This is a genomic window from Mycobacterium sp. UM_CSW, from assembly GCF_000455205.1.
Taxonomy (GTDB): Bacteria; Actinomycetota; Actinomycetes; order Mycobacteriales; family Mycobacteriaceae; genus Mycobacterium.
This window is the reverse complement of record NZ_AUWQ01000055.1, coordinates 140075-159697: the sequence shown is the minus strand read 5'-3', so window position 1 is coordinate 159697 and position 19623 is coordinate 140075. Positions and strand designations below refer to the sequence as shown.

The 19623-nt window shown below is 69.0% G+C and carries 23 protein-coding genes; 18 read left to right on the top strand and 5 right to left on the bottom strand.

The annotated features are described in order from the left end of the window. Window positions 1–586: PE/PPE C-terminal domain-containing protein (locus tag N415_RS19530; protein WP_193376482.1), on the top strand; the 586-nt coding region annotated here is incomplete at its 5' end. Window positions 587–601: 15 nt separating this feature from the next. On the opposite strand, the gene N415_RS19525 is transcribed toward N415_RS19530, so the two are convergent. Together N415_RS19525 and N415_RS19520 are read right to left on the bottom strand one after the other, a co-directional pair. Then, window positions 602–892 carry a hypothetical protein gene (locus N415_RS19525; protein ID WP_068128754.1) on the bottom strand — a complete coding sequence of 97 codons (291 nt, stop codon included), beginning with the start codon at window positions 890–892 and terminating at the stop codon, window positions 602–604. 73 nt (window positions 893–965) lie between these two features. Further along, complete coding sequence (locus tag N415_RS19520) at window positions 966–1334, bottom strand: hypothetical protein (protein WP_068185580.1); 369 nt, start codon at window positions 1332–1334, stop codon at window positions 966–968. Between the two features lie 182 nt (window positions 1335–1516). Between N415_RS19520 and N415_RS33270 the strand changes: the two genes are divergently transcribed. The 4 genes from N415_RS33270 (at window position 1517) to N415_RS19500 (ending at window position 4151) form a co-directional block, all read left to right on the top strand. Continuing rightward, window positions 1517–2314: a PE family protein gene (locus N415_RS33270; RefSeq protein WP_068185577.1), complete on the top strand. Its 798-nt coding sequence runs from the start codon at window positions 1517–1519 to the stop codon at window positions 2312–2314. A 29-nt stretch (window positions 2315–2343) separates the two neighbouring features. After that, on the top strand, window positions 2344–3462 hold the full coding sequence (locus N415_RS19510) for a PPE family protein (RefSeq protein ID WP_068185575.1): 1119 nt from the start codon (window positions 2344–2346) through the stop codon (window positions 3460–3462). 78 nt (window positions 3463–3540) lie between these two features. Next, on the top strand, window positions 3541–3837 hold the full coding sequence (locus N415_RS19505) for a WXG100 family type VII secretion target (protein ID WP_068185570.1): 297 nt from the start codon (window positions 3541–3543) through the stop codon (window positions 3835–3837). 29 nt (window positions 3838–3866) lie between these two features. Then, window positions 3867–4151 (top strand): WXG100 family type VII secretion target, encoded by a 285-nt coding sequence (locus tag N415_RS19500; protein ID WP_067015078.1) that lies wholly within the window; start codon window positions 3867–3869, stop codon window positions 4149–4151. A 51-nt stretch (window positions 4152–4202) separates the two neighbouring features. Here N415_RS19500 and N415_RS19495 read toward each other — a convergent pair whose 3' ends face one another. Genes N415_RS19495 through N415_RS19485 form a run of 3 tightly spaced genes read right to left on the bottom strand, consistent with a single transcriptional unit; the run spans window position 4203 to window position 7371 of the window. Continuing rightward, entirely contained in the window at window positions 4203–5216 is a 1014-nt protein-coding gene (locus N415_RS19495; RefSeq protein ID WP_068185563.1) for a zinc-binding dehydrogenase, read from the bottom strand. Further along, window positions 5216–6406 carry an LLM class flavin-dependent oxidoreductase gene (locus N415_RS19490; protein WP_068104141.1) on the bottom strand — a complete coding sequence of 397 codons (1191 nt, stop codon included), beginning with the start codon at window positions 6404–6406 and terminating at the stop codon, window positions 5216–5218. The genes N415_RS19495 and N415_RS19490 overlap by 1 nt, the downstream gene beginning before the upstream one ends. Then, the gene (locus tag N415_RS19485; protein ID WP_152531477.1) at window positions 6406–7371 is read right to left on the bottom strand and encodes an alpha/beta hydrolase; all 966 of its coding nucleotides are present in this window, start codon (window positions 7369–7371) and stop codon (window positions 6406–6408) included. Before N415_RS19485 ends, N415_RS19490 begins: the two co-directional genes overlap by 1 nt. Before the next feature lie 78 nt (window positions 7372–7449). Between N415_RS19485 and N415_RS19480 the strand changes: the two genes are divergently transcribed. The 13 genes from N415_RS19480 to lysS all read left to right on the top strand — a co-directional run bounded on the left by N415_RS19480 (window position 7450) and on the right by lysS (window position 19524). Then, on the top strand, window positions 7450–7851 hold the full coding sequence (locus tag N415_RS19480) for a VOC family protein (RefSeq protein ID WP_068185557.1): 402 nt from the start codon (window positions 7450–7452) through the stop codon (window positions 7849–7851). A gap of 219 nt (window positions 7852–8070) precedes the next feature. Then, window positions 8071–10446 (top strand): ATP-dependent zinc metalloprotease FtsH, encoded by a 2376-nt coding sequence (gene ftsH / locus N415_RS19475; protein ID WP_068185554.1) that lies wholly within the window; start codon window positions 8071–8073, stop codon window positions 10444–10446. A gap of 16 nt (window positions 10447–10462) precedes the next feature. Beyond that, window positions 10463–11095: a GTP cyclohydrolase I FolE gene (folE, locus tag N415_RS19470; protein ID WP_068100056.1), complete on the top strand. Its 633-nt coding sequence runs from the start codon at window positions 10463–10465 to the stop codon at window positions 11093–11095. Next, window positions 11092–11916, top strand: coding sequence for a dihydropteroate synthase (gene folP / locus N415_RS19465; protein ID WP_152531476.1), 825 nt, complete (start codon window positions 11092–11094; stop codon window positions 11914–11916). The genes folE and folP overlap by 4 nt, the downstream gene beginning before the upstream one ends. Further along, complete coding sequence (gene folB, locus N415_RS19460; protein ID WP_068185551.1) at window positions 11909–12310, top strand: dihydroneopterin aldolase; 402 nt, start codon at window positions 11909–11911, stop codon at window positions 12308–12310. The genes folP and folB overlap by 8 nt, the downstream gene beginning before the upstream one ends. After that, on the top strand, window positions 12307–12849 hold the full coding sequence (folK, locus tag N415_RS19455) for a 2-amino-4-hydroxy-6-hydroxymethyldihydropteridine diphosphokinase (RefSeq protein WP_068185549.1): 543 nt from the start codon (window positions 12307–12309) through the stop codon (window positions 12847–12849). Before folB ends, folK begins: the two co-directional genes overlap by 4 nt. After that, a complete protein-coding gene (locus N415_RS19450; RefSeq protein ID WP_068185546.1) occupies window positions 12849–13325 on the top strand; it encodes a DUF3180 domain-containing protein in 477 nt (158 codons plus the stop codon). The genes folK and N415_RS19450 overlap by 1 nt, the downstream gene beginning before the upstream one ends. An 88-nt stretch (window positions 13326–13413) precedes the next feature. After that, on the top strand, window positions 13414–14661 hold the full coding sequence (locus N415_RS19445) for a DUF6779 domain-containing protein (protein WP_068185543.1): 1248 nt from the start codon (window positions 13414–13416) through the stop codon (window positions 14659–14661). Window positions 14662–14775: 114 nt separating this feature from the next. Further along, window positions 14776–15687 (top strand): DUF2520 domain-containing protein, encoded by a 912-nt coding sequence (locus tag N415_RS19440; protein WP_068185541.1) that lies wholly within the window; start codon window positions 14776–14778, stop codon window positions 15685–15687. Further along, complete coding sequence (gene panC, locus N415_RS19435; RefSeq protein WP_068185540.1) at window positions 15684–16613, top strand: pantoate--beta-alanine ligase; 930 nt, start codon at window positions 15684–15686, stop codon at window positions 16611–16613. Before N415_RS19440 ends, panC begins: the two co-directional genes overlap by 4 nt. Beyond that, window positions 16613–17032, top strand: coding sequence for an aspartate 1-decarboxylase (panD, locus tag N415_RS19430; RefSeq protein ID WP_068185538.1), 420 nt, complete (start codon window positions 16613–16615; stop codon window positions 17030–17032). The genes panC and panD overlap by 1 nt, the downstream gene beginning before the upstream one ends. Window positions 17033–17034: 2 nt before the next feature. Beyond that, window positions 17035–17850 (top strand): type III pantothenate kinase, encoded by an 816-nt coding sequence (locus N415_RS19425; RefSeq protein ID WP_068185535.1) that lies wholly within the window; start codon window positions 17035–17037, stop codon window positions 17848–17850. Window positions 17851–17973: 123 nt separating this feature from the next. Next, window positions 17974–19524 carry a lysine--tRNA ligase gene (gene lysS / locus N415_RS19420; protein WP_152531475.1) on the top strand — a complete coding sequence of 517 codons (1551 nt, stop codon included), beginning with the start codon at window positions 17974–17976 and terminating at the stop codon, window positions 19522–19524. Window positions 19525–19623 lie beyond the last annotated feature (99 nt).

Genomic DNA, 19623 nt, shown 5'->3' with positions numbered 1-19623 from the left:
GACGAATTCGCCGCCCTGGCTGGTCAACCCCGCCGCCGCGCTCGGCCTGACCGGGCACGCCTGGAACAGCAACGGCGACGGCATCATCGTGGCCGGAGCGCTGGGGGACCTGGTCGAGGGCCTGACCGGTTCGGCGACCGTCGATGCCAGCTCGGGCTTCGACGCCTTCATTCGATTAATCTCTCCCACAAGGCTTTTCACCACGGCATTCAAGGACATCCAGGGCCTGGCCCAGGCGGCGATGCCGCAGGCCGCCAAGGCCGCCGAGGGCGCCGCCAAGGCCGTCGAGTCGGTGCCACACGCCGTTTCCGGCGCCGTGGGCGGCGCCGCCGGAACCATCGGCAGGGCGACTTCGGTTGGGGGACTGTCGGTCCCGGCGTCCTGGGCCGGCGTGGCTCCCCCGGCCAGCCCGGCCGTCGTCACGCTCAACGGCCTCGGGGCCGCCGCTGCCGCCGAGCCCGCCACCAGCGCCCTTGGCGGTGTGCCGCTGATGGGTAGTGGGGGCGGCCGCGGCGTCGCGCACTTCGCCGCTCCCCGATACGGATTCAAGCCGACGGTGGTGCCTGCCCCGTCGGTCGGCGGATGACGCCGGAGCGGAGTATCAGCCGTCGAGGTGGGTCGGCGGGTCGGCGAAGCCGAAACCCCCGGGATTCTGACCGGGCCCCATCAGATCGCAGCGCCTTTCGGGCACCAGGAAGGAACTGGCGCCGCTGGGTATGAGATGGGTGAAGGTGACACAACGTTGCCAGGTGCCGTCGGGCTGGATGGGGTCGTCGCACTTGCTGATAACGGGTCCCCCGTACACGCAGCCGGCGCTGGCCGGCGGCGCCGACGCGATCAGCCCCCCGGCCATCAGCACCACAGCCAGGCCGCCGACGATGCAGTGCTTCATGGTTTCCTCCCGTCACATCACGCCGGGTGCTCGGCGTGCCAGTAACTCGACAGCCCAACCAGTGACAATGACGCTACCGCTTGTCTAGCTGGTCGCGCGGCGGCTCCGCCGGCGGATTGGGGACCTGCAGCACGCGCTGACGGGTGGTCACCTGGAACGGGTCCAGGGACCTCGACTCATCCAGGGCCCCGCGCACGTCGTCGAGCGTGATGAGGCCGAGTTCTACCTGCAGCCACGTGGCGCTCAGCCCGAAGGCATGTGCCGCGCGCCGGGCCTCCTCGGCGTCCGGAAAGTCGTCGGCGTTCGCCCGCCCGACGCCGCCGTACCACCGGCCCTTCGTGACGCCACAGGCGTCGCGCAACTGCTCGATGGTGATGTCGCGATTCAGCGTCGCCTCGAGCAGGCGCTTCAGCCCCCATCCGGCGGCGTTGGTTCTCGGCATGCCTCCCAGAGTAACCGGATGCCAAAACGCGGTCAAACCGTCCTGAACTGCGAGTTATAGACAGGTTTCAAGAATTATCCGCATAAGCCTAGACAGAGATTCATAATTTATGACACAGTGTCCCCACAACGTCAGCCAGTGCCGGACTTCGGCACCGCGGTTCGCATCAGGAGGAACACCACATGTCGTTTGTCGTCACCGTGCCGGAGCTGCTGGAAGCGGCGGCCGGCCGGCTGCACGTTATCGGCTCTGCCGTCAGCGCGGCCAACGTGGCCGCCGCATTCCCGATCACGGGCGTCATCCCGGCCGCGGCCGACGAGGTCTCGGCGGTGACGGCGGCGGCCTTCTCCGGTTACGGCCAGCTCTACCAGGCGATCAGCTCCGAGGCGGCCTTGATCCACGAGGAGTTCGTCCACGCGCTGGGCCTCGCCGCCAACGCGTATGCCGCCACCGAGGCGGCGAACGCCGGGCAGGCCGGAGGTGTCCGGGTGGCGCACGTGGCGCCTCCTCGCATGGCGCCGACTACCCCCGCCCGCATGACGCACGTCGCGCCCCCTCGGCCCGCCCCCACGCCGCCGGCCACCCCGGTCTATGGCGCTGCACCCGCGGGTCGGGCGTCGTATGGCGGCGGTTACGGCGGCGGCAACTATGGCGGCGGTTACGGCGGTTACGCCCGCGGCAACTACGGCGGCGGTCGCGTGGACCCCTATGCGCGCTTCAGCTACGGCGCCCATGCGGCGCCCGCTGCGCCGGCCCACCCTGCTCCCGCCCACCCAGCGCCCGCGGCGCCCGTCCGCCCGGCACCGACTCAGCATGCTCGCGCCACGCCTCTCAGCCCGGCGACCGCGCCGGCGATGCCCGCTCAACCCGTGACCGTGCAGCCCACTCCGAATTACCCGGGGACCGTTCACCCCGAGCGCTACGTGCCCGCCAACCCGTCACCCGCCGGCCCCACCCAGGCCTTGCCGGCGCGCGCCTAGCAACAACCACTCAAAGAAGGGATCTACCTATGGACTTCGCCGCGTTGCCTCCGGAGATCAACTCCGCGCTGATGTATGCGGGCCCGGGTTCGGCGCCGATGCTTGCCGCGTCGGCGGCCTGGGACGGTTTGGCCGCCGAGTTGCGTTCGGCCGCAACCAGTTACGGGTCGGCGATCTTGGAGCTTGCCGACGCCGGTTGGCAGGGCCCGTCATCGGTCGCGATGGCCGGCGCCGCCGCGCCATATGTGGCGTGGATGCACAGCACCGCCGCGCAGGCCGAGCAGGCCGGGATGCAGGCAGCCGCTGCGGCTGCCGCGCACGAAGCGGCCTTTGCCGCCACCGTCCCGCCGCCGCTGGTCGCCGCCAACCGCGCCATGCTGATGACCCTGGTCGCGACCAACTTCCTGGGCATCAACACCCCGGCGATCGCCGCGACCGAGGCGCAGTACGCCGAGATGTGGGCCCAAGACGCCGCGGCGATGTACGCCTACGCCGCGTCGTCGACGACGGCGTCCGCGCTGGCCCCGATGGCGACGGCACCGGTCACCACGAACCTGGTGGGCCTGGCCGGCGGCGCCACCGGAACGGCCGTCAGCAATCTGGAGGGCGCAGCGCAGGGCCTGGCCAGCCAAGCGCTCATGGGGCTGTCGGCGATTCCGTCGGAACTCAACGCCGCCGGGCCATCGCTGATAAGTGGCTTCCAGTCCGGCATAGGCGAATTCGCGCAGCTGCTCAGCGCGCCGCTCGGCCAGGGCGCGGGGACGCCGGGAGCGACGACGCCGAACCCGGGCGTTATGGCGCCGACGGTCGCGCCCGCCCCGACCGTGCGGCCGGCGTTCATGCCCGCGACGCCCGCCGTGCCGACGATGCGCGTGATGCCGGAGATGCGGGTTCCCGCCCACCTGGCGCCGGCGGCGGCGATGGGCCAGGCCAGTTCGGTCGGCGGTCTGTCGGTGCCCTCGGGCTGGACGCCGGCGTCGGCTCCGGCCGCCGAGGCGCCGGCCGTGTCACCGATATCGGGCGCCCCTGCGGCGTCGCCGATGATGGCCCGCGGCCTTCCCGCCACCACGGTCGCCGGCATGGAGATGCGTGCATCCGGTGCCGCCGAATTGCCACGCGTCAGCGTGCTCCCTCGCGTGGTCGGATGACCGGAGGGAGGGAGCGGTTACGCAGTTCACCGATAACCAATTAGCAAACATCACAACTGTTTTCGAAGGAGACATGACATGACCACACGATTCATGACCGATCCGCACGCGATGCGGGACATGGCGGGCCGCTTCGAGGTCCACGCCCAGACCGTCGAGGACGAGGCCCGCAAGATGTGGGCGTCCGCGCAGAACATCTCCGGCGCGGGCTGGAGCGGCCAGGCGCAGGCGACCTCGCTGGACACCATGGGCCAGATGAATCAGGCCTTCCGCAACATCGTCACCATGCTGCACGGGGTGCGCGACGGCCTGGTCCGCGACGCGAACAACTACGAGCAGCAAGAACAGGCCTCCCAGCAGGTGCTGGGCAGCTAGCCAACCGATCAAGAGCAGGAGAGACTCGAATGACCATCAACTATCAATTCGGTGATGTCGACGCGCACGGCGCCACCATCCGCGCGCAGGCCGCGTCACTGGAAGCCGAACACCAGGCCATCGTTCGCGATGTGCTTGCCGCCGGGGACTTTTGGGGAGGCGCCGGCTCGACGGCCTGCCAGCAGTTCGTCACCGAGCTGGGCCGCAACTTCCAGGTGATCTACGAGCAGGCCAACGCCCACGGCCAGAAGGTGCAGGCGGCCGGAAGCAACATGGCCAGCACCGACAGCACGGTCGGATCCAGCTGGGCTTAGTGGCGATCGCAAGCGCGGCGGAGCCGGGCGCGGCGGGTCGCCACCATCGGCCTAAGGCGTAACGAGAATCTTGCAGTGCCGCTCGGGGTCGGCCAGGTCGTCGAAGGCCTGGCCGACGCCGTCCAGCCCGACCTCCCCGGTGATCACCGGCGTGACGTCGATCTCGCCCTCGGCCAGCGCGCGCAGCGAGTCGCCGAACTCCTCCGGGTTGTAGGCGAGGACGAACTGCACGCTGATCTCCTTGGCGATCGCGAAGAAGGGATGCACGGTGTCGGCCTGCATGCACACCCCCGCGACAACCAGGCGGGTGCCGGGCCGCGCGCGGCGCAGCACGTCATCGATGATTCCCGGGACACCGATCGCCTCGAACACGACCGCGGCCTTGACGGAGTCGAAGGGTGATCCCTGGGCCGCGTCCAGCGTCCGGTGCGCGCCCATCGCGGTGGCCAGCTCGCGTCGCTTCGGGGAAAAGTCGCATGCCACAATGGTTTCCACGCCGCGCGCTCGAAGGGCGGCGATGATCGCGATCCCGATCGGACCGCAACCGAGCACCAGGGCGGTCTCGCCCGGCGTGATGTTGGACTTATTGACGGCGTGCAATCCCACCGCCATGGGTTCGGTCAACGCGGCATGCTTGTAATCGAGGCCGTTGGGGATGGGCAACAGCAGCGGCGCCGAGAGCAGCATCCGTTCGGCGTAGCCGCCGATCGTGCTGTTGCTGTAGACGATCGGCTCGACGCCCTTCGGAGACAACAGAACCGGAATCGAGGTGACCATGGTCCCCGGCGGATGGGTGTCGGTATCCGGTCCGGCTTCGAGCACCTCGGCGCTGAACTCGTGACCCATGTAGACGTCGCTGTTCAGGTCGACGCCCATGCCGCCGGCGTCGGCGGCCACTTGGGCCGTCATCTCCATCACCTCGTCGCCGTGGGCAGCGAAATGCAAGTCGGAGCCGCAGATTCCACACGCCCGCACGCCGACCAGCACCTGACCCGGGCCGGGCACCGGTTCGGGCACGTCATCGCGGTAGACCATCCGTCCGTCTCGTAACACCGCAGCGCGCATCAGCTTTCCACGCCTTTCTGTTCGTCGACATGCTCGGTGATGGCCTTGACAATGGCATCGCCGGCGCGCCCGATCAATTGGTCGCGCATGCCCCTGGCCCAGTCGTGCGACGACCGCGACGCCTCGAGCTGTCCCTTGAAGTAGGGAATCACCTTGCGGGCCATCAGGTCATAACAGTGGTAGGTCGCTTCCGGTGAGGCCCAGTCGTGTCCGAGCATCAGCAATGTCCCGAAACCGCCCGACCGTTCGAGCAGGTCTTCGATGTGCGCGATCGCGTCGTCCGGCGTGCCGATGCAGCAATTTCCCTTGGCCGCATAGTCCGCCACGAACTCATACGGCGTCTGCGCCTCGCCGTCGACCTCGTTGGACAGCGGCACGAAGCCCGCCGCGCCGAAGTAGTTCGCGAAATCCTGTAGCCCGTACGTGCAATCCTCGATGGCCTGCTCACGGCTGTCGGCAATGTGCATGATGCTCAAGACGCGCCATGAAGTCCGGTCTGGCTCGTCGCGGCCGACCTTGGCGGCCTGCTCGCGCACCACCTCCCAGGTGTTCTCCAGCGCGGCGTAACCGCCCGGCACCGACATCGACAGCGAGAGCAGCGACGTGCCCAGCGCGCCGGCCAGCCGCGGGCCGGACGGGGAAATCATTGCCGCCGTGGATATCTCGGGATACGGCCAGGTGAAGGGGCGGATGTGCAACTGGGCGTCGCGCAGCGTGAACCAGTCGGTGTGCCGGTCGACCCGTTCGGACGGGCCCGCGCGAAACAGCGCCAGGATCGCCTCGAGGGATTCCTGCATCATGTGTCGCTGATCGACCGGGTCGATGCCCATCATGTACGCGTCCGACGGCAGCGCGCCGGGCCCGGTGCCGAACATGACCCGGCCGCGGGTCAGGTGGTCCAGCAGCACCCAACGGTCGGCCACCATCAGCGGGTGGTGGTAGGGCAGCGACACCACTCCGGTGCCCAGCCGGATGTGCTTCGTGCGCTCCGCCGCGGCGGCGATGAACACTTCCGGGCAGGCGATCAGCTCGTAGCCACCCGAGTGGTGTTCGCCGAACCAGGCTTCGTCGAAGCCGAGGCGGTCCAGCGCGACGACGCGCTCCATGTCGTATTCCAAAGCGACCGTAGGGGATTGGCCGGTCGGATGAAAAGGCGTGATGAAGACGCCGAAACGCAGCGGGACGCCCATTACCATTCCACTCCTTTGAGGAACTCGAGCAGTGCCGCGTTGACCTCGTCGGGCCGTTCTTGCTGCAGCCAATGGCCGGCCCCTTCGATCAGCACCTCGCGGTATGGGCCGGAGATCACCTCCGAAACGCGGTCGCGACTGGTGAAGGACAGCACCGGGTCGCCGGTTCCGGCCATAAAGAGGCACGGCACGCCAATCTTCGCGCCGTCGAGATCGGCCGTGGTCTCCCAGTTGCGGTCGAAATTTCGGTACCAGTTCAGGCCGCCGGTGAATCCCGTACGGGAGAACTCTGCGATGTAATGGTCGAGCTCGTCCTGACTGATCCAATCCGGCAACCCGTCCGGCTCGGCAAGCCGATCGATGAAGCCTTCGGGCCCGGGGGCGGCCATCCGCAGCAGCGCGTCCGCGCCGCCGGAACCGTTGAGGCCGCCCATCATCCGTCGCATGGTGCGGGCGGTGTCGCCCCCGAGTTCGGCGTCGGCGACGCCGGGCTCCTGGAAGTAGAGGATGTAAAAGAAGTTCTCACCGAACAGCTTGCGCCACGCCCGCGTCGGCGCCACCTGCGAGCGGGGCAACGCCGGAACGCTGAGCGCGGCGACCGCCGCGACCCGGGCGGGGTGCAACAGCGGCGCATGCCACACGACGGGCGCGCCCCAGTCGTGTCCGATCCACACGGCGCGCTCGGCGCCGACGTCGTCGAGCAATCCGACCAGGTCGGCGGTCAACTCGTGAATGTTGTACGCCTCGATCGGGTCCGGGCGCGACGATCCACCGTAGCCGCGCTGATCGGGTGCCAGCACGTGATAGCCGGCCTCGGCGAGGACCGGTATCTGGTGGCGCCATGAATAGGCCAACTCGGGAAAGCCATGGGCCAGGATCACCACGGGCGCGCCGCGATCTCCCGCCTCGGTCACCCGCAATTGCACGCCATTTGTGTCTACTAACCGCTGGGTTGACGAAAGCACGGTTTCACCAAATCACAAGGACACCGGGCAGAGAAGGCCTTTCTTTATCGCCTGTGTAGTCCGCCCCATAATTTGGACATGCGATTGGACCACGTGGTTCTTTGGACGAGGGACGCGCGCGCGGCGATGGATTTCTACACGAGAGTGGTTGGGCTGACGCCGGAACGTTTCGCGGAGTTCGAGGCCGGCGAGGCGCCGTTCCCGAGTGTGCGGGTGTGCGACGACTCCATCATCGATCTGATGCCGGTTGAGATGGCCTCGTCCGCGGTGGCCGAGGGAAGTGCCGGCCACCCCGTCAACCACGTCTGCCTCGCGTTGACGAAAGCCGAATACGACGCGTTGGATGCGCGCCTGCAAGCCGCCGGCGTGGACACCGGCGCGCGGCTCACCCACAGCTTCGGGGCCCGAGGGTGGTCGCCGCAGACGTACTACTTCGCCGACCCGGACGGCAACGTCGTCGAGGCCCGCTACTACGAGTGACGGCTCGGGTGGGTGGGCCGAGCGTCACGCCAGCGCGACTGTGGCCGTCCAGAGCCACGCTCGCGTGACATTCGGGAACTGCCGCTCGTTGATTCGTGAAGACGGTGGCGTGCCGCTGCCTCCCGGCTCTGCCGGGCCTGGCAGCAGCCGCTAGCGGTAGCCTGGACATTTGCAGCTTCGTGTATCGGGGAAGGACCTGGCCGACGAGGCCGATGATTGATGAACCGGAAAAACGTGATTCGCACCCTCACGGCGATCGCCGTTGTGGTGCTGCTGGGTTGGTCGTTTTTTTACTTTAGCGACGACACCCGCGGTTACAAGCCCGTCGACACCTCGGTGGCGATGGCCCAGATCAGCGGCGACAACGTCAAGAGCGCGCAGATCGACGATCGCGAGCAGCAGCTGCGGTTGACCCTGAAGAAGGGCAACAAGGACACCGACAACTCCGACAAGGTCATCACCAAATACCCCAGCGGATACGCGGTCGACCTGTTCAACGCGCTCAACACCAAGAACGCGAAGGTCAGCACCGTCGTGAACGAGGGCAGCATCCTGGGTGAGTTGCTCGTCTACGTGCTGCCGCTGCTGTTGCTGGTGGGCCTGTTCGTGATGTTCTCCCGCATGCAGGGCGGCGCCCGGATGGGCTTCGGGTTCGGCAAGTCCCGGGCGAAGATGCTCAACAAGGACATGCCCAAGACCACCTTTGCCGACGTCGCGGGCGTCGACGAGGCGGTCGAGGAGCTCTACGAGATCAAGGACTTCCTGCAGAACCCCAGCAGGTACCAGGCACTGGGCGCCAAGATTCCCAAGGGCGTGCTGCTCTACGGCCCGCCCGGAACCGGCAAGACGCTGCTGGCCCGCGCCGTCGCCGGCGAGGCCGGGGTGCCGTTCTTCACGATCTCCGGCTCCGACTTCGTCGAGATGTTCGTCGGCGTCGGCGCGTCACGCGTGAGAGACCTGTTCGAGCAGGCCAAACAGAACAGCCCGTGCATCATCTTCGTCGACGAGATCGACGCGGTCGGCCGTCAGCGCGGCGCCGGGCTGGGCGGCGGCCACGACGAGCGCGAGCAGACGCTCAACCAGTTGCTGGTCGAGATGGACGGTTTCGGCGACCGCGCCGGCGTCATCCTGATCGCGGCCACCAACCGCCCCGACATCCTCGACCCGGCGCTGCTGCGGCCCGGCCGCTTCGACCGCCAGATCCCCGTCTCCAACCCCGACCTGGCCGGCCGCCGGGCCGTCTTAAGGGTGCACTCCAAGGGCAAGCCGATCGCCCCGGACGCCGACCTGGACGGGCTGGCGAAGCGGACGGTCGGCATGACCGGCGCCGACCTCGCCAACGTCATCAACGAGGCGGCGCTGCTGACCGCCCGCGAAAACGGCACCGTCATCACCGGCCCCGCACTGGAAGAGGCGGTGGACCGGGTGATCGGCGGCCCGCGCCGCAAGGGCCGGATCATCAGCGAGCAGGAGAAGAAGATCACCGCCTATCACGAGGGCGGCCACACGCTGGCGGCCTGGGCGATGCCGGACATCGACCCGGTCTACAAGGTGACGATCCTGGCCCGCGGACGCACGGGCGGGCACGCGGTGGCGGTGCCCGAGGAAGACAAGGGCCTGCGGACCCGCTCGGAGATGATCGCCCAGCTGGTGTTCGCGATGGGCGGGCGCGCCGCCGAGGAACTGGTGTTCCGCGAGCCCACCACGGGCGCCGTGTCCGACATCGAGCAGGCCACTAAGATCGCGCGCTCGATGGTCACCGAATTTGGGATGAGTTCCAAGCTGGGCGCCGTCAAGTACGGCACCGAGCACGGCGACCCGTTCCTGGGCCGCACCATGGGAACGCAGGCCGACTACTCCCACGAGGTCGCCCGCGACATCGACGACGAGGTGCGCAAGCTGATCGAGGCCGCGCACACCGAAGCCTGGGAAATCCTCACCGAATACCGCGACGTGCTTGACACGCTGGCCGGTGAGCTGCTGGAGAAGGAAACCTTGCACCGGCCCGAGCTGGAGGGCATCTTCTCCGGCGTCGAAAAGCGCCCGCGGCTCACCATGTTCGACGACTTCGGGGGCCGCATCCCCTCGGACAAGCCGCCGATCAAGACGCCCGGCGAGCTGGCCATGGAGCGTGGCGAGCCGTGGCCGCCACCGGTCGCCGAGCCGGCCTTCAAGGCGGCCATCGCCGCGGCCAGCGAGGCCGCCGAGGCCGCCCGCGCGGAGGCCGACAGAAACGCCAACGGCCCCAACGGTTCTCACGGCGGCCAGCCCGGCGGCAATCGAGAGCCCGCTCCGCACGGTCCGACCCAGCCGGACTACGGTGCCCCGGCGGGCTGGTATGCGCCGGGCTGGCCACCGCCCCAACAGCAGCAACACCAGCCCAACTACTGGTATCCGCCCGCGCAGCCCCCGCAGCAGCCCTACTGGCCGCAGCCGGTGCCGAGCTATCCGGGTCAGCCGGGGCCGCCCGCCCATCCGCCCTACCCGCCGTACCCGCCCTATCCGCCGCCGGGTCAATCCCATCCGGATGCCGGAAACTCTCCGGAGAAAGAGGATGACGACGTGAGCCGGTCCAACCCGCCGGCGCACGGCTGACGAAACGGAGGATTCGATGGCTCTCCCGGATTTGGAGCCCGATTTAGGGCCGGATACCCGCCAGGCGACTCCGCGCATCCGGGCGTTCGACCAGCAACGCGCCGAGGCGGCGGTCCGCGAGCTGCTATATGCCATTGGGGAAGACCCCGATCGAAATGGCTTGCAGGACACCCCCGCCCGCGTCGCGCGCGCATACCGGGAGATGTTCGCCGGGCTTTACACGGACCCCGACAGCGTCCTGAACACCATGTTCGACGAGGACCACGACGAGATGGTGATCGTCAAGGAGATCCCGCTGTACTCGACCTGCGAGCATCACCTGGTCTCGTTTCACGGGGTGGCCCACGTCGGCTACATCCCCGGCCGGGACGGCAGGGTGACGGGCCTGTCCAAGATCGCCCGGCTGGTGGACCTGTACGCCAAGCGGCCCCAGGTTCAGGAGCGGCTCACCAGCCAGATCGCCGACGCCCTGGTGAACAAGCTCGATCCGCGCGGGGCGATCGTCGTTGTCGAGGCGGAGCACCTGTGCATGGCGATGCGCGGCGTCCGCAAGCCCGGCGCCGTCACCACGACCTCGGCGGTCCGCGGCATCTTCAAGACCAGTCCCGCCTCCCGGGCCGAAGCGCTCGATCTCATCCTGCGCAAGTGAGCCCGGCGCCCGTGCAGGTGATGGGAGTCCTCAACGTCACCGACGATTCGTTCTCGGACGGCGGGCGCTACCTCGATGCCGACGACGCGGTCGCCCATGGCCTGGCGATGGTCGCCGAGGGTGCCTGCATCGTCGACGTCGGAGGCGAGTCGACCCGGCCGGGCGCCGTTCGCGTCGACCCGCGGGTCGAGGCGTCGCGAGTGGTGCCCGTCGTCAAAGAACTTGCCGCGCAACGCATTACCGTCAGCATCGACACAATGCACGCCGACGTCGCGCGGGCCGCGCTGCAGAGCGGCGCGCGGATCGTCAACGACGTGTCGGGTGGTCGCGCCGACCCGGCGATGGCCCCACTGCTCGCCGAGGCCGGCGTGCCGTGGGTGTTGATGCACTGGCGGCCGGTATCGCCCGAGCGCCCGCACGAGGCCCCGCACTACCGCGACGTGGTGGCCGAGGTGCGCGGTGAACTGCTCGCCACCGTCGACGACGCGGTGGCCGCCGGTGTCGATCCCGACAAGCTGGTGATCGACCCCGGCCTGGGATTCGCCAAGACGGGGCAACACAATTGGGCGCTGCTGCACGCGCTGCCGCAGCTCGTGGCCACCGGGATTCCGGTCCTGTTGGGCGCGTCCCGCAAGCGGTTTCTCGGCACCTTGCTGGCCGGACCCGACGGGTCGCCGCGACCGCCCGACGGGCGCGAGACCGCGACCGCGGTGATCTCCGCGCTGGCCGCCCTGCACGGGGCGTGGGGCGTGCGGGTGCACGACGTGCGCGCCTCCGTCGATGCCCTCAAGGTCGTCGAGGCCTGGACTCAGAATGGCTGATCGAATCGAGTTGCGCGGCTTGGCCGTTCGCGGCCGGCACGGGGTCTTCGAACACGAGCGCGCCACCGGCCAGGATTTCGTCGTCGACATCACCGTGTGGATCGACCTGGCTGACGCCGCCGCGAGCGACGACCTGTCCGACACGTACGACTACGGCGCGCTGGCGCAGCTGGCCGCCGACATCGTCGGCGGTCCGGCGCGCAAGCTGATCGAAACGGTCGGCGCCGAGATCGCCGACCGGGTGATGGACGACGGGCGCGTGCACGCCGTCGAGGTGGTCGTGCACAAGCCGCAGGCCCCCATCCCGCAACAGTTCGCCGATGTGGCCGTCGTGGTGCGGCGGTCGCGGCGCGGCGGTCGCGGTTCGGTGATCCCGGCCGGTGGAGCAGTGTGAGTCGCGTCGTGCTGTCCATCGGGTCCAACCTGGGCGACCGGTTGGCGCGGCTGCAGTCGGTCGTCGACGGGCTCGGCAACGCCGTCGTCACGGTGTCTCCCATCTACGAGACGGATCCCTGGGGCCGGGTGGATCAGGCCCCGTTTCTCAACGCGGTGCTCGTCGCCGACGACCCCGCGTGCGACGGGCAGGCCTGGCTGAGCCGGGCGCAGGAATTCGAGCGGGCGGCGGGACGGGTCCGCGGCGAGCGCTGGGGCCCGCGCTCCCTCGACGTCGACCTGGTTGCCTGTTACGCCGACGGTGACACGGAAGTGATCACCCGCGAGCCCAACCTGACGCTGCCGCACCCGCTGGCCCACCTGCGCGCCTTCGTGATGGTGCCGTGGCTGGCCATCGAGCCGGACGCGCGCCTGACGGTGGCCGAGGGGCGGCGCCCCGTCGCGCAGTTGCTCGCCGAGCTCGACCCGGCCGACCGGGCCGGCGTTCGGCTGTCCAACCTGACGCTCGAACTCGGCAGAAACCCGGAATCGGACGCCTGATGGGCCCGACCCGCAAGCGTGACCTGACGGCCGCGGTGGTCGGCGCTGCGGTGTTGGGCTACCTGCTGGTGGTCTCGCTGTATCGCTGGTTTCCGCCCATCACGGTGTTGACCGGGCTGCCGCTGCTCGGTGTGGCCATCGCCGAGGCGCTGTGGGCGCGTTATGTGCGGGTCAAGATCAACGACGGGGAAATCGGCGCCGGACCCGGTTGGCTGCACCCGCTGGCGGTGGCGCGCAGTGTGGTGGTGGCCAAGGCGTCCGCCTGGGTGGGCGCACTGGTGCTGGGCTGGTGGGTCGGGGTGCTGGTGTACTTCCTGCCGCGGCGGTCGTGGTTGCGGGCGGCTGAGCACGACACCCCCGGCACGGTGGTGGCCGCCGTCAGCGCGCTGGCGTTGGTCGTCGCCGCGCTGTGGCTGCAGCATTGCTGCAAGTCCCCGCAGGATCCGACCGAGCACGGCGAGGGTGCGGAAACCTGACGCTCCCGGCGGCCCGGCGATCAACGGGGTTGGGAATCGCCGGTGCCGCGCGACACGCGGAGTGACCTCGCGCAGGTACTCTCAGGCCATGACCGTTCTGTCCCGCGGCGCCCGGGTTCGGCGCGGCGGCCGCAGGCCGGGGTGGGTGCTCTTGACGGCGTTGCTGGTCCTCGCGATGGGAGCCAGTTCCGCACTGGTTTTCACCAATCGGGTGGAACTGCTCAAGCTCGCTGTAATCCTGGCGCTGTGGGCCGCAGTCGCCGGCGCCTTCGTTTCGGTGCTCTACCGCCGCCAAAGCGATGCGGACCAGTCCCGCGTCCGGGACCTGAAGCTGGTCTACGACCTGCAGCTGGACCGGGAAATCTCGGCCCGCCGCGAATACGAGCTGACCGTGGAGTCGCAGCTGCGCCGCGAGCTGGCATCCGAGCTGCGCGCCCAGGCCGAGGACGACCTGGCGGCGTTGCGCGCCGAACTGAGCGCCTTGCGGACCAGTCTCGAGATCCTGTTCGACACCGACCTACAGCAGCGCCCCGCGATCGAGACCCACGAGACCGAGGCGCCCCGCGGCCGGGCGTACAGCGAGTGGGAACGCATCGGCGAGAGCAACCCGGATTGGGTGCCCAGCGATCGCGTCGCGTCGGTCGCACGGGACAACCCGGACGAAGCCGCGATCATCGACGTGCCCGAGGAACCCCTGCTGCCGCCCCGGCAGCCGCCACCCCCGCGCGAGCGGTTCCAGTACGACGTCCGCCAAGACGCGCGGTACGTCGTCTCCCAGGAGCCGCCCTACATGACGCCGCCGCCGGCGCCGGAGCAGCCGCGATACGAACAACGCCAGCCGCCGCCCCCGCCACAAGCGCAGCCGCAGCCGCAGATGCCGGAGTGGCAGCCCCCCGCCGCGGGTGCCGAGTCGCCGGGCGGGCGGCGCGCCCGTCATTACGGCGCCGAGGAAACCCTGGATGGCTCGCCTTTCGAGCATCCGCAGGCACCGCCCTACGGCGAGACTGGCCGGCGTGCGCGGTCGCGCCACTCGGCGGAATATCGCGACTACGGCGTGAGCAACTTTCCCCCGCAAGCGGGCGGTACCCCCACGGCGACGAACGAGCCCGCGCCGCCGCCCCCACCGCAACCGGGACCGCCGCCGCCACCACCGCAGATGGCCCCTCCGCCACATGCCGAGGCCGCGCCCAGGCATCGCGGCACCGACCCCCTGGCGCGGGGCTCGGATGGTGCGGACGACAGCACGCCCAGCGGCGGCCAGTCCGTGGCCGAACTGCTGGCGCGGCTGCAGGTCGAGCCCTCCGGCGGTGGTCGCCGCCGTCGCCGCGACGGCTGAGCTGGGAGCTTCCTCACATTGGGCCTGCACTGAGAATCGACTAAAGTCTTAGTGACCGTCCGGTACCCGCGCATGGGACTGGAACGAACCAAGAAAGCTATGAGGTCGTCTGCGATGAAGCAGTTCGACGGACTGCGCCCGGCCCGGCTCAAGGTGGGAATCATCTCCGCCGGGCGCGTGGGCTCCGCGCTCGGTGTCGCACTGGAGCGTGCCGACCATGTCGTCGTGGCGTGCAGCGCGGTCTCGCACGCATCGCGCCAGCGGGCGCAACACCGGTTGCCCGACACGACGGTGGCATCGCCGCCGGACGTGGCCGCCAACGCCGAGCTGCTGCTGTTGGCGGTTCCCGACAGCGAACTCGCCGGCCTGGTGTCCGGGCTGGCGGCGACCGCGGCCGTGCGCCCCGGCACGATCGTCGCGCACACCTCCGGAGCCAACGGGGTCGGGATCCTGGGGCCGCTGAGCCACGACGGCTGCATCCCGTTGGCCATTCACCCCGCGATGACGTTCACCGGCTCCGACGAGGACATCAGCCGGCTGCCCGACACCTGCTTCGGGATTACCGCGGCCGACGAGGTCGGGTACGCCATCGCGCAGTCGCTGGTCCTCGAGATGGGCGGGGAGCCGTTCTGCGTCCCCGAGCAAGCCAGAGTGCTCTATCACGCCGCGCTGGCACACGCGGGCAACCACATCGTGACGGTGCTCGCCGACGCGATCGAGGCGTTGCGGGCCGCGCTGCGCGGCAGCGAACTGCTCGGCCAACAGAGCGTCGACGACCAGCCCGGCGGTCTCGCCGAGCGCATCGTCGGGCCGCTGGCCCGGGCGGCGCTGGAGAACACCCTGCGGCGCGGGCAGGGCGCCCTCACCGGGCCGGTCGCCCGCGGTGACGCCGCCGCCGTCGCCGAGCACCTGGCCGCGCTGGCCGACGTCGACCCCGACCTGGCCCAGGCGTACCGGGTCAATGCGTTGCGGACGGCCCAGCGCGCCCATGCTCCCGCCGACGTCCTCGAGGTGCTGGCGCGATGACGCCCACCTTCAAGCCCGGCGAACTCAACGTCTACTCGGCGCCGCGCGACGTCGCCGACGTCAGCCGAGCGCTGCGCCACACCGGCCGGCGCGTGATGCTGGTGCCTACCATGGGCGCCCTGCACGACGGGCACCTCGCGCTGGTGCGGGCCGCCAAGCGGGTCCCCGGCTCGGTGGTCGTGGTCTCGATCTTCGTCAACCCGCTGCAGTTCGGGGTCGGGGAAGACCTGGACGCCTACCCCCGGACCCTCGACGAGGACGTCGCGTTGCTGCGCGGCGAGGACGTCGAGATCGTGTTCGCGCCCACCGCGGCGGCGATGTACCCCGACGGCCTGCGCACCACCGTGCACCCCGGCCCGCTGGCCGCCGAACTCGAGGGCGGCGCGCGTCCCACCCATTTCGCCGGCGTGCTCACCGTCGTGTGCAAGCTGCTGCAGATCGTGCACCCGGACCGGATTTTCTTCGGCGAGAAGGATTACCAGCAGCTGGTCCTGATCCGCCAGATGGTGACGGACCTCAACATCGACGTGGCGGTGGTCGGCGTGCCCACCGTGCGCGAATACGACGGCCTGGCGATGTCGTCGCGCAACCGCTACCTGGACCCGGCGCAACGCGAGCTGGCCGGCACCCTTTCGGCCGCGCTGACGGCGGCGGCGCACGCCGCGCCCACGGGCGCGCAGGCCGCGCTGGACGCCGCTAACGCCGTGCTGGACGCCGTCCCGGCGATCAGCGTCGACTACCTGGAATTGCGCGACGCGAACCTCGGCCCGCTGCGGCCCGGCGCGCCTGGCCGGCTGCTGATCGCGGCCCGCCTGGGCACCACCCGACTGCTGGACAACATCGCCATCGAAATAGGAGCAACACCGCCGGCACCCTCGGGGCCGGACGCTTATCGGGACGCCCTCGAATCACATTGGAGGAATTGATGTTACGGACCATGCTGAAGTCGAAGATCCACCGCGCCACGGTGACGCAGGCCGACCTGCACTACGTCGGCTCGGTGACCATCGACGCCGACCTGATGGACGCCGCGGACCTGCTCGAGGGCGAGCAGGTGACCATCGTGGACATCGACAACGGCGCCCGCCTGGTCACCTACGCGATCACCGGCGAACGCGGCAGCGGCGTGATCGGAATCAACGGCGCCGCAGCGCATCTAGTGCACCCGGGCGACCTGGTGATCCTGATCGCCTACGGGACGATGGAAGACGCGGAGGCGCGCGCCTACCGGCCGCGGATCGTGTTCGTCGACGCCGACAACAAGCCGATCGACCTCGGCGACGACCCCGCCTTCGTGCCCGCTGATGCGGCGGAGCTGCTCGACCCCCGGATAGTCGCGAGTTAGCCGTGCTGCTGGCCATCGACGTCCGCAACACGCACACCGTCGTCGGACTGCTGTCGGGATCCAAAGAGCACGCAAAGGTCGTGCAGCAGTGGCGCATTCGCACCGAGTCCGAGGTCACCGCGGACGAGCTCGCGCTGACCATCGACGGCCTGATCGGTGACGATTCCGAGCGCCTCACCGGCGCCGCCGCGCTGTCGACCGTCCCGTCGGTGCTGCACGAGGTGCGGGTCATGCTCGACCAGTACTGGCCGTCGGTGCCCAACGTGCTCATCGAGCCGGGGGTACGCACCGGGATCCCGCTGCTGGTCGACAATCCGAAAGAGGTGGGCGCGGACCGGATCGTCAACTGCCTGGCGGCATTTCACAAGTACCGCAAGGCGGCCATCGTCGTCGATTTCGGGTCGTCGATCTGTGTGGACGTGGTGTCGGCCAAGGGCGAGTTTCTCGGCGGCGCCATCGCCCCGGGTGTGCAGGTTTCGTCCGATGCCGCCGCCGCCCGCTCCGCGGCGCTGCGCCGCGTCGAGCTGACCCGGCCCCGGTCGGTGGTCGGCAAGAACACCGTCGAATGCATGCAGGCCGGTGCCGTTTTCGGCTTCGCCGGTCTGGTCGACGGGTTGGTCCGGCGCATCCGCGACGACGTGGACGGCTTCGCCGGCGATGACGTGGCCGTCGTGGCGACCGGCCACACCGCGCCGCTGCTGCTGCCCGAACTGCACACCGTCAACCACTACGACCAGCACCTGACGTTGCATGGCCTGCAGCTGGTCTTCGAACGCAACCGCGACGCGGAGCGCGGCCGGCTGAAGACGGCGCGTTAAGTCGCCTTCGCCGGCGGTCAGCGTGAATCCACGGCGTTGGGTGTGAAATGTCGCAGCGATTGCGCCGAATTTTTCGCCCAGGTGCAACACGCAAAGCCCTGAATGCACACGCAGTGCCTGCTGATGCCTTCTGATGCCTTCTTAGGCCCGCTTGAGCGTCCTTTAAGCTGGCACGTCGTGAGTGACGCCGCCCCCGACCTTCCCGAGCAGTTCCGGATCCGCCGGGACAAGCGCGCTCGGCTGCTGGCCGAGGGATCCGACCCCTACCCCGTTGCGATCGAGCGCACCCACACCCTGGCCGAGGTCCGCGCCGCCCACCCAGACCTGCCCACCGACACCGCCACCGACGACATCGTCGGCGTGGCGGGCCGGGTCATCTTCGCGCGCAACTCGGGAAAACTGTGCTTTGCGACACTCCAGGACGGCGACGGCACCACGCTGCAGGTGATGGTCAGCCTCGACAAGGTCGGCCGGGAGTCGCTCGACGCGTGGAAGGCCGACGTCGACCTAGGCGACATCGTCTACGTGCACGGCAACGTGATCAGCTCACGGCGCGGCGAATTGTCCGTGCTGGCCGACTCCTGGCGGATGGCGGCCAAGTCGCTGCGGCCGCTGCCCGTCGCTCACAAGGAGATGAGCGAGGAGTCGCGGGTGCGGCAGCGCTACGTCGACCTGATCGTCCGCCCCCAGGCCCGCACGGTGGCCCGGCAGCGAATCGCCGTGATCCGGGCGATCCGCAATGCGCTGGAACGGCGCGGCTTTCTCGAAGTCGAAACCCCTATCTTGCAGACGCTGGCCGGCGGTGCCGCGGCCCGGCCGTTCATCACGCATTCCAATGCGCTCGACATCGATCTCTACCTGCGGATCGCGCCGGAACTGTTCCTCAAGCGCTGCATCGTCGGCGGTTTCGACAAGGTCTTCGAGCTAAATCGGGTGTTCCGAAACGAAGGAGCCGATTCGACGCATTCTCCGGAATTCTCCATGCTCGAGACATACCAAACGTACGGAACCTACGACGATTCGGCGATCGTCACGCGTGAGCTTATTCAAGAGGTCGCCGACGAGGCGATCGGAACCCGACAACTGCCGTTCCCGGACGGCAGCGTGTACGACATCGACGGAGAATGGGCGACTATACAAATGTACCCGTCGCTGTCGGTGGCACTTGGTGAGGAGATCACGCCCGAGACGACGGTCGAGCGGCTGTGGGCGATCGCCGATCGGCTTGGTGTGGAGATCCCCGCCGACCGCGGCTACGGGCACGGCAAACTCGTTGAGGAGCTGTGGGAGCACACGGTGGGCAATTCCCTGACCGCGCCCACCTTCGTCAAGGATTTCCCAGTGGAGACAACACCTTTGACGCGACAGCACCGCAGCATTCCGGGCGTGACCGAGAAGTGGGACCTCTACCTTCGCGGGATTGAACTGGCCACCGGGTATTCCGAGTTGAACGATCCCGTCGTGCAGCGGGAGCGGTTCGCCGCGCAGGCGCGCGCCGCGGCCGCCGGCGACGACGAGGCGATGGTGCTGGACGAAGATTTTCTCGCCGCGCTCGAGTATGGGATGCCGCCGTGCACCGGAACCGGAATGGGTATCGATCGGTTGTTGATGTCTTTGACCGGCCTGTCAATTCGAGAGACAGTTTTGTTCCCGATTGTTCGGCCGCACTCCTGAGTTACCCGTTGCGTCCGGATTGAGTATCCTGCGTTGTTATGGCAGATTGGTGACTTGGGGAGTGAATCCAAACTGCTCAGCAACTGCTCAGGACGAAAC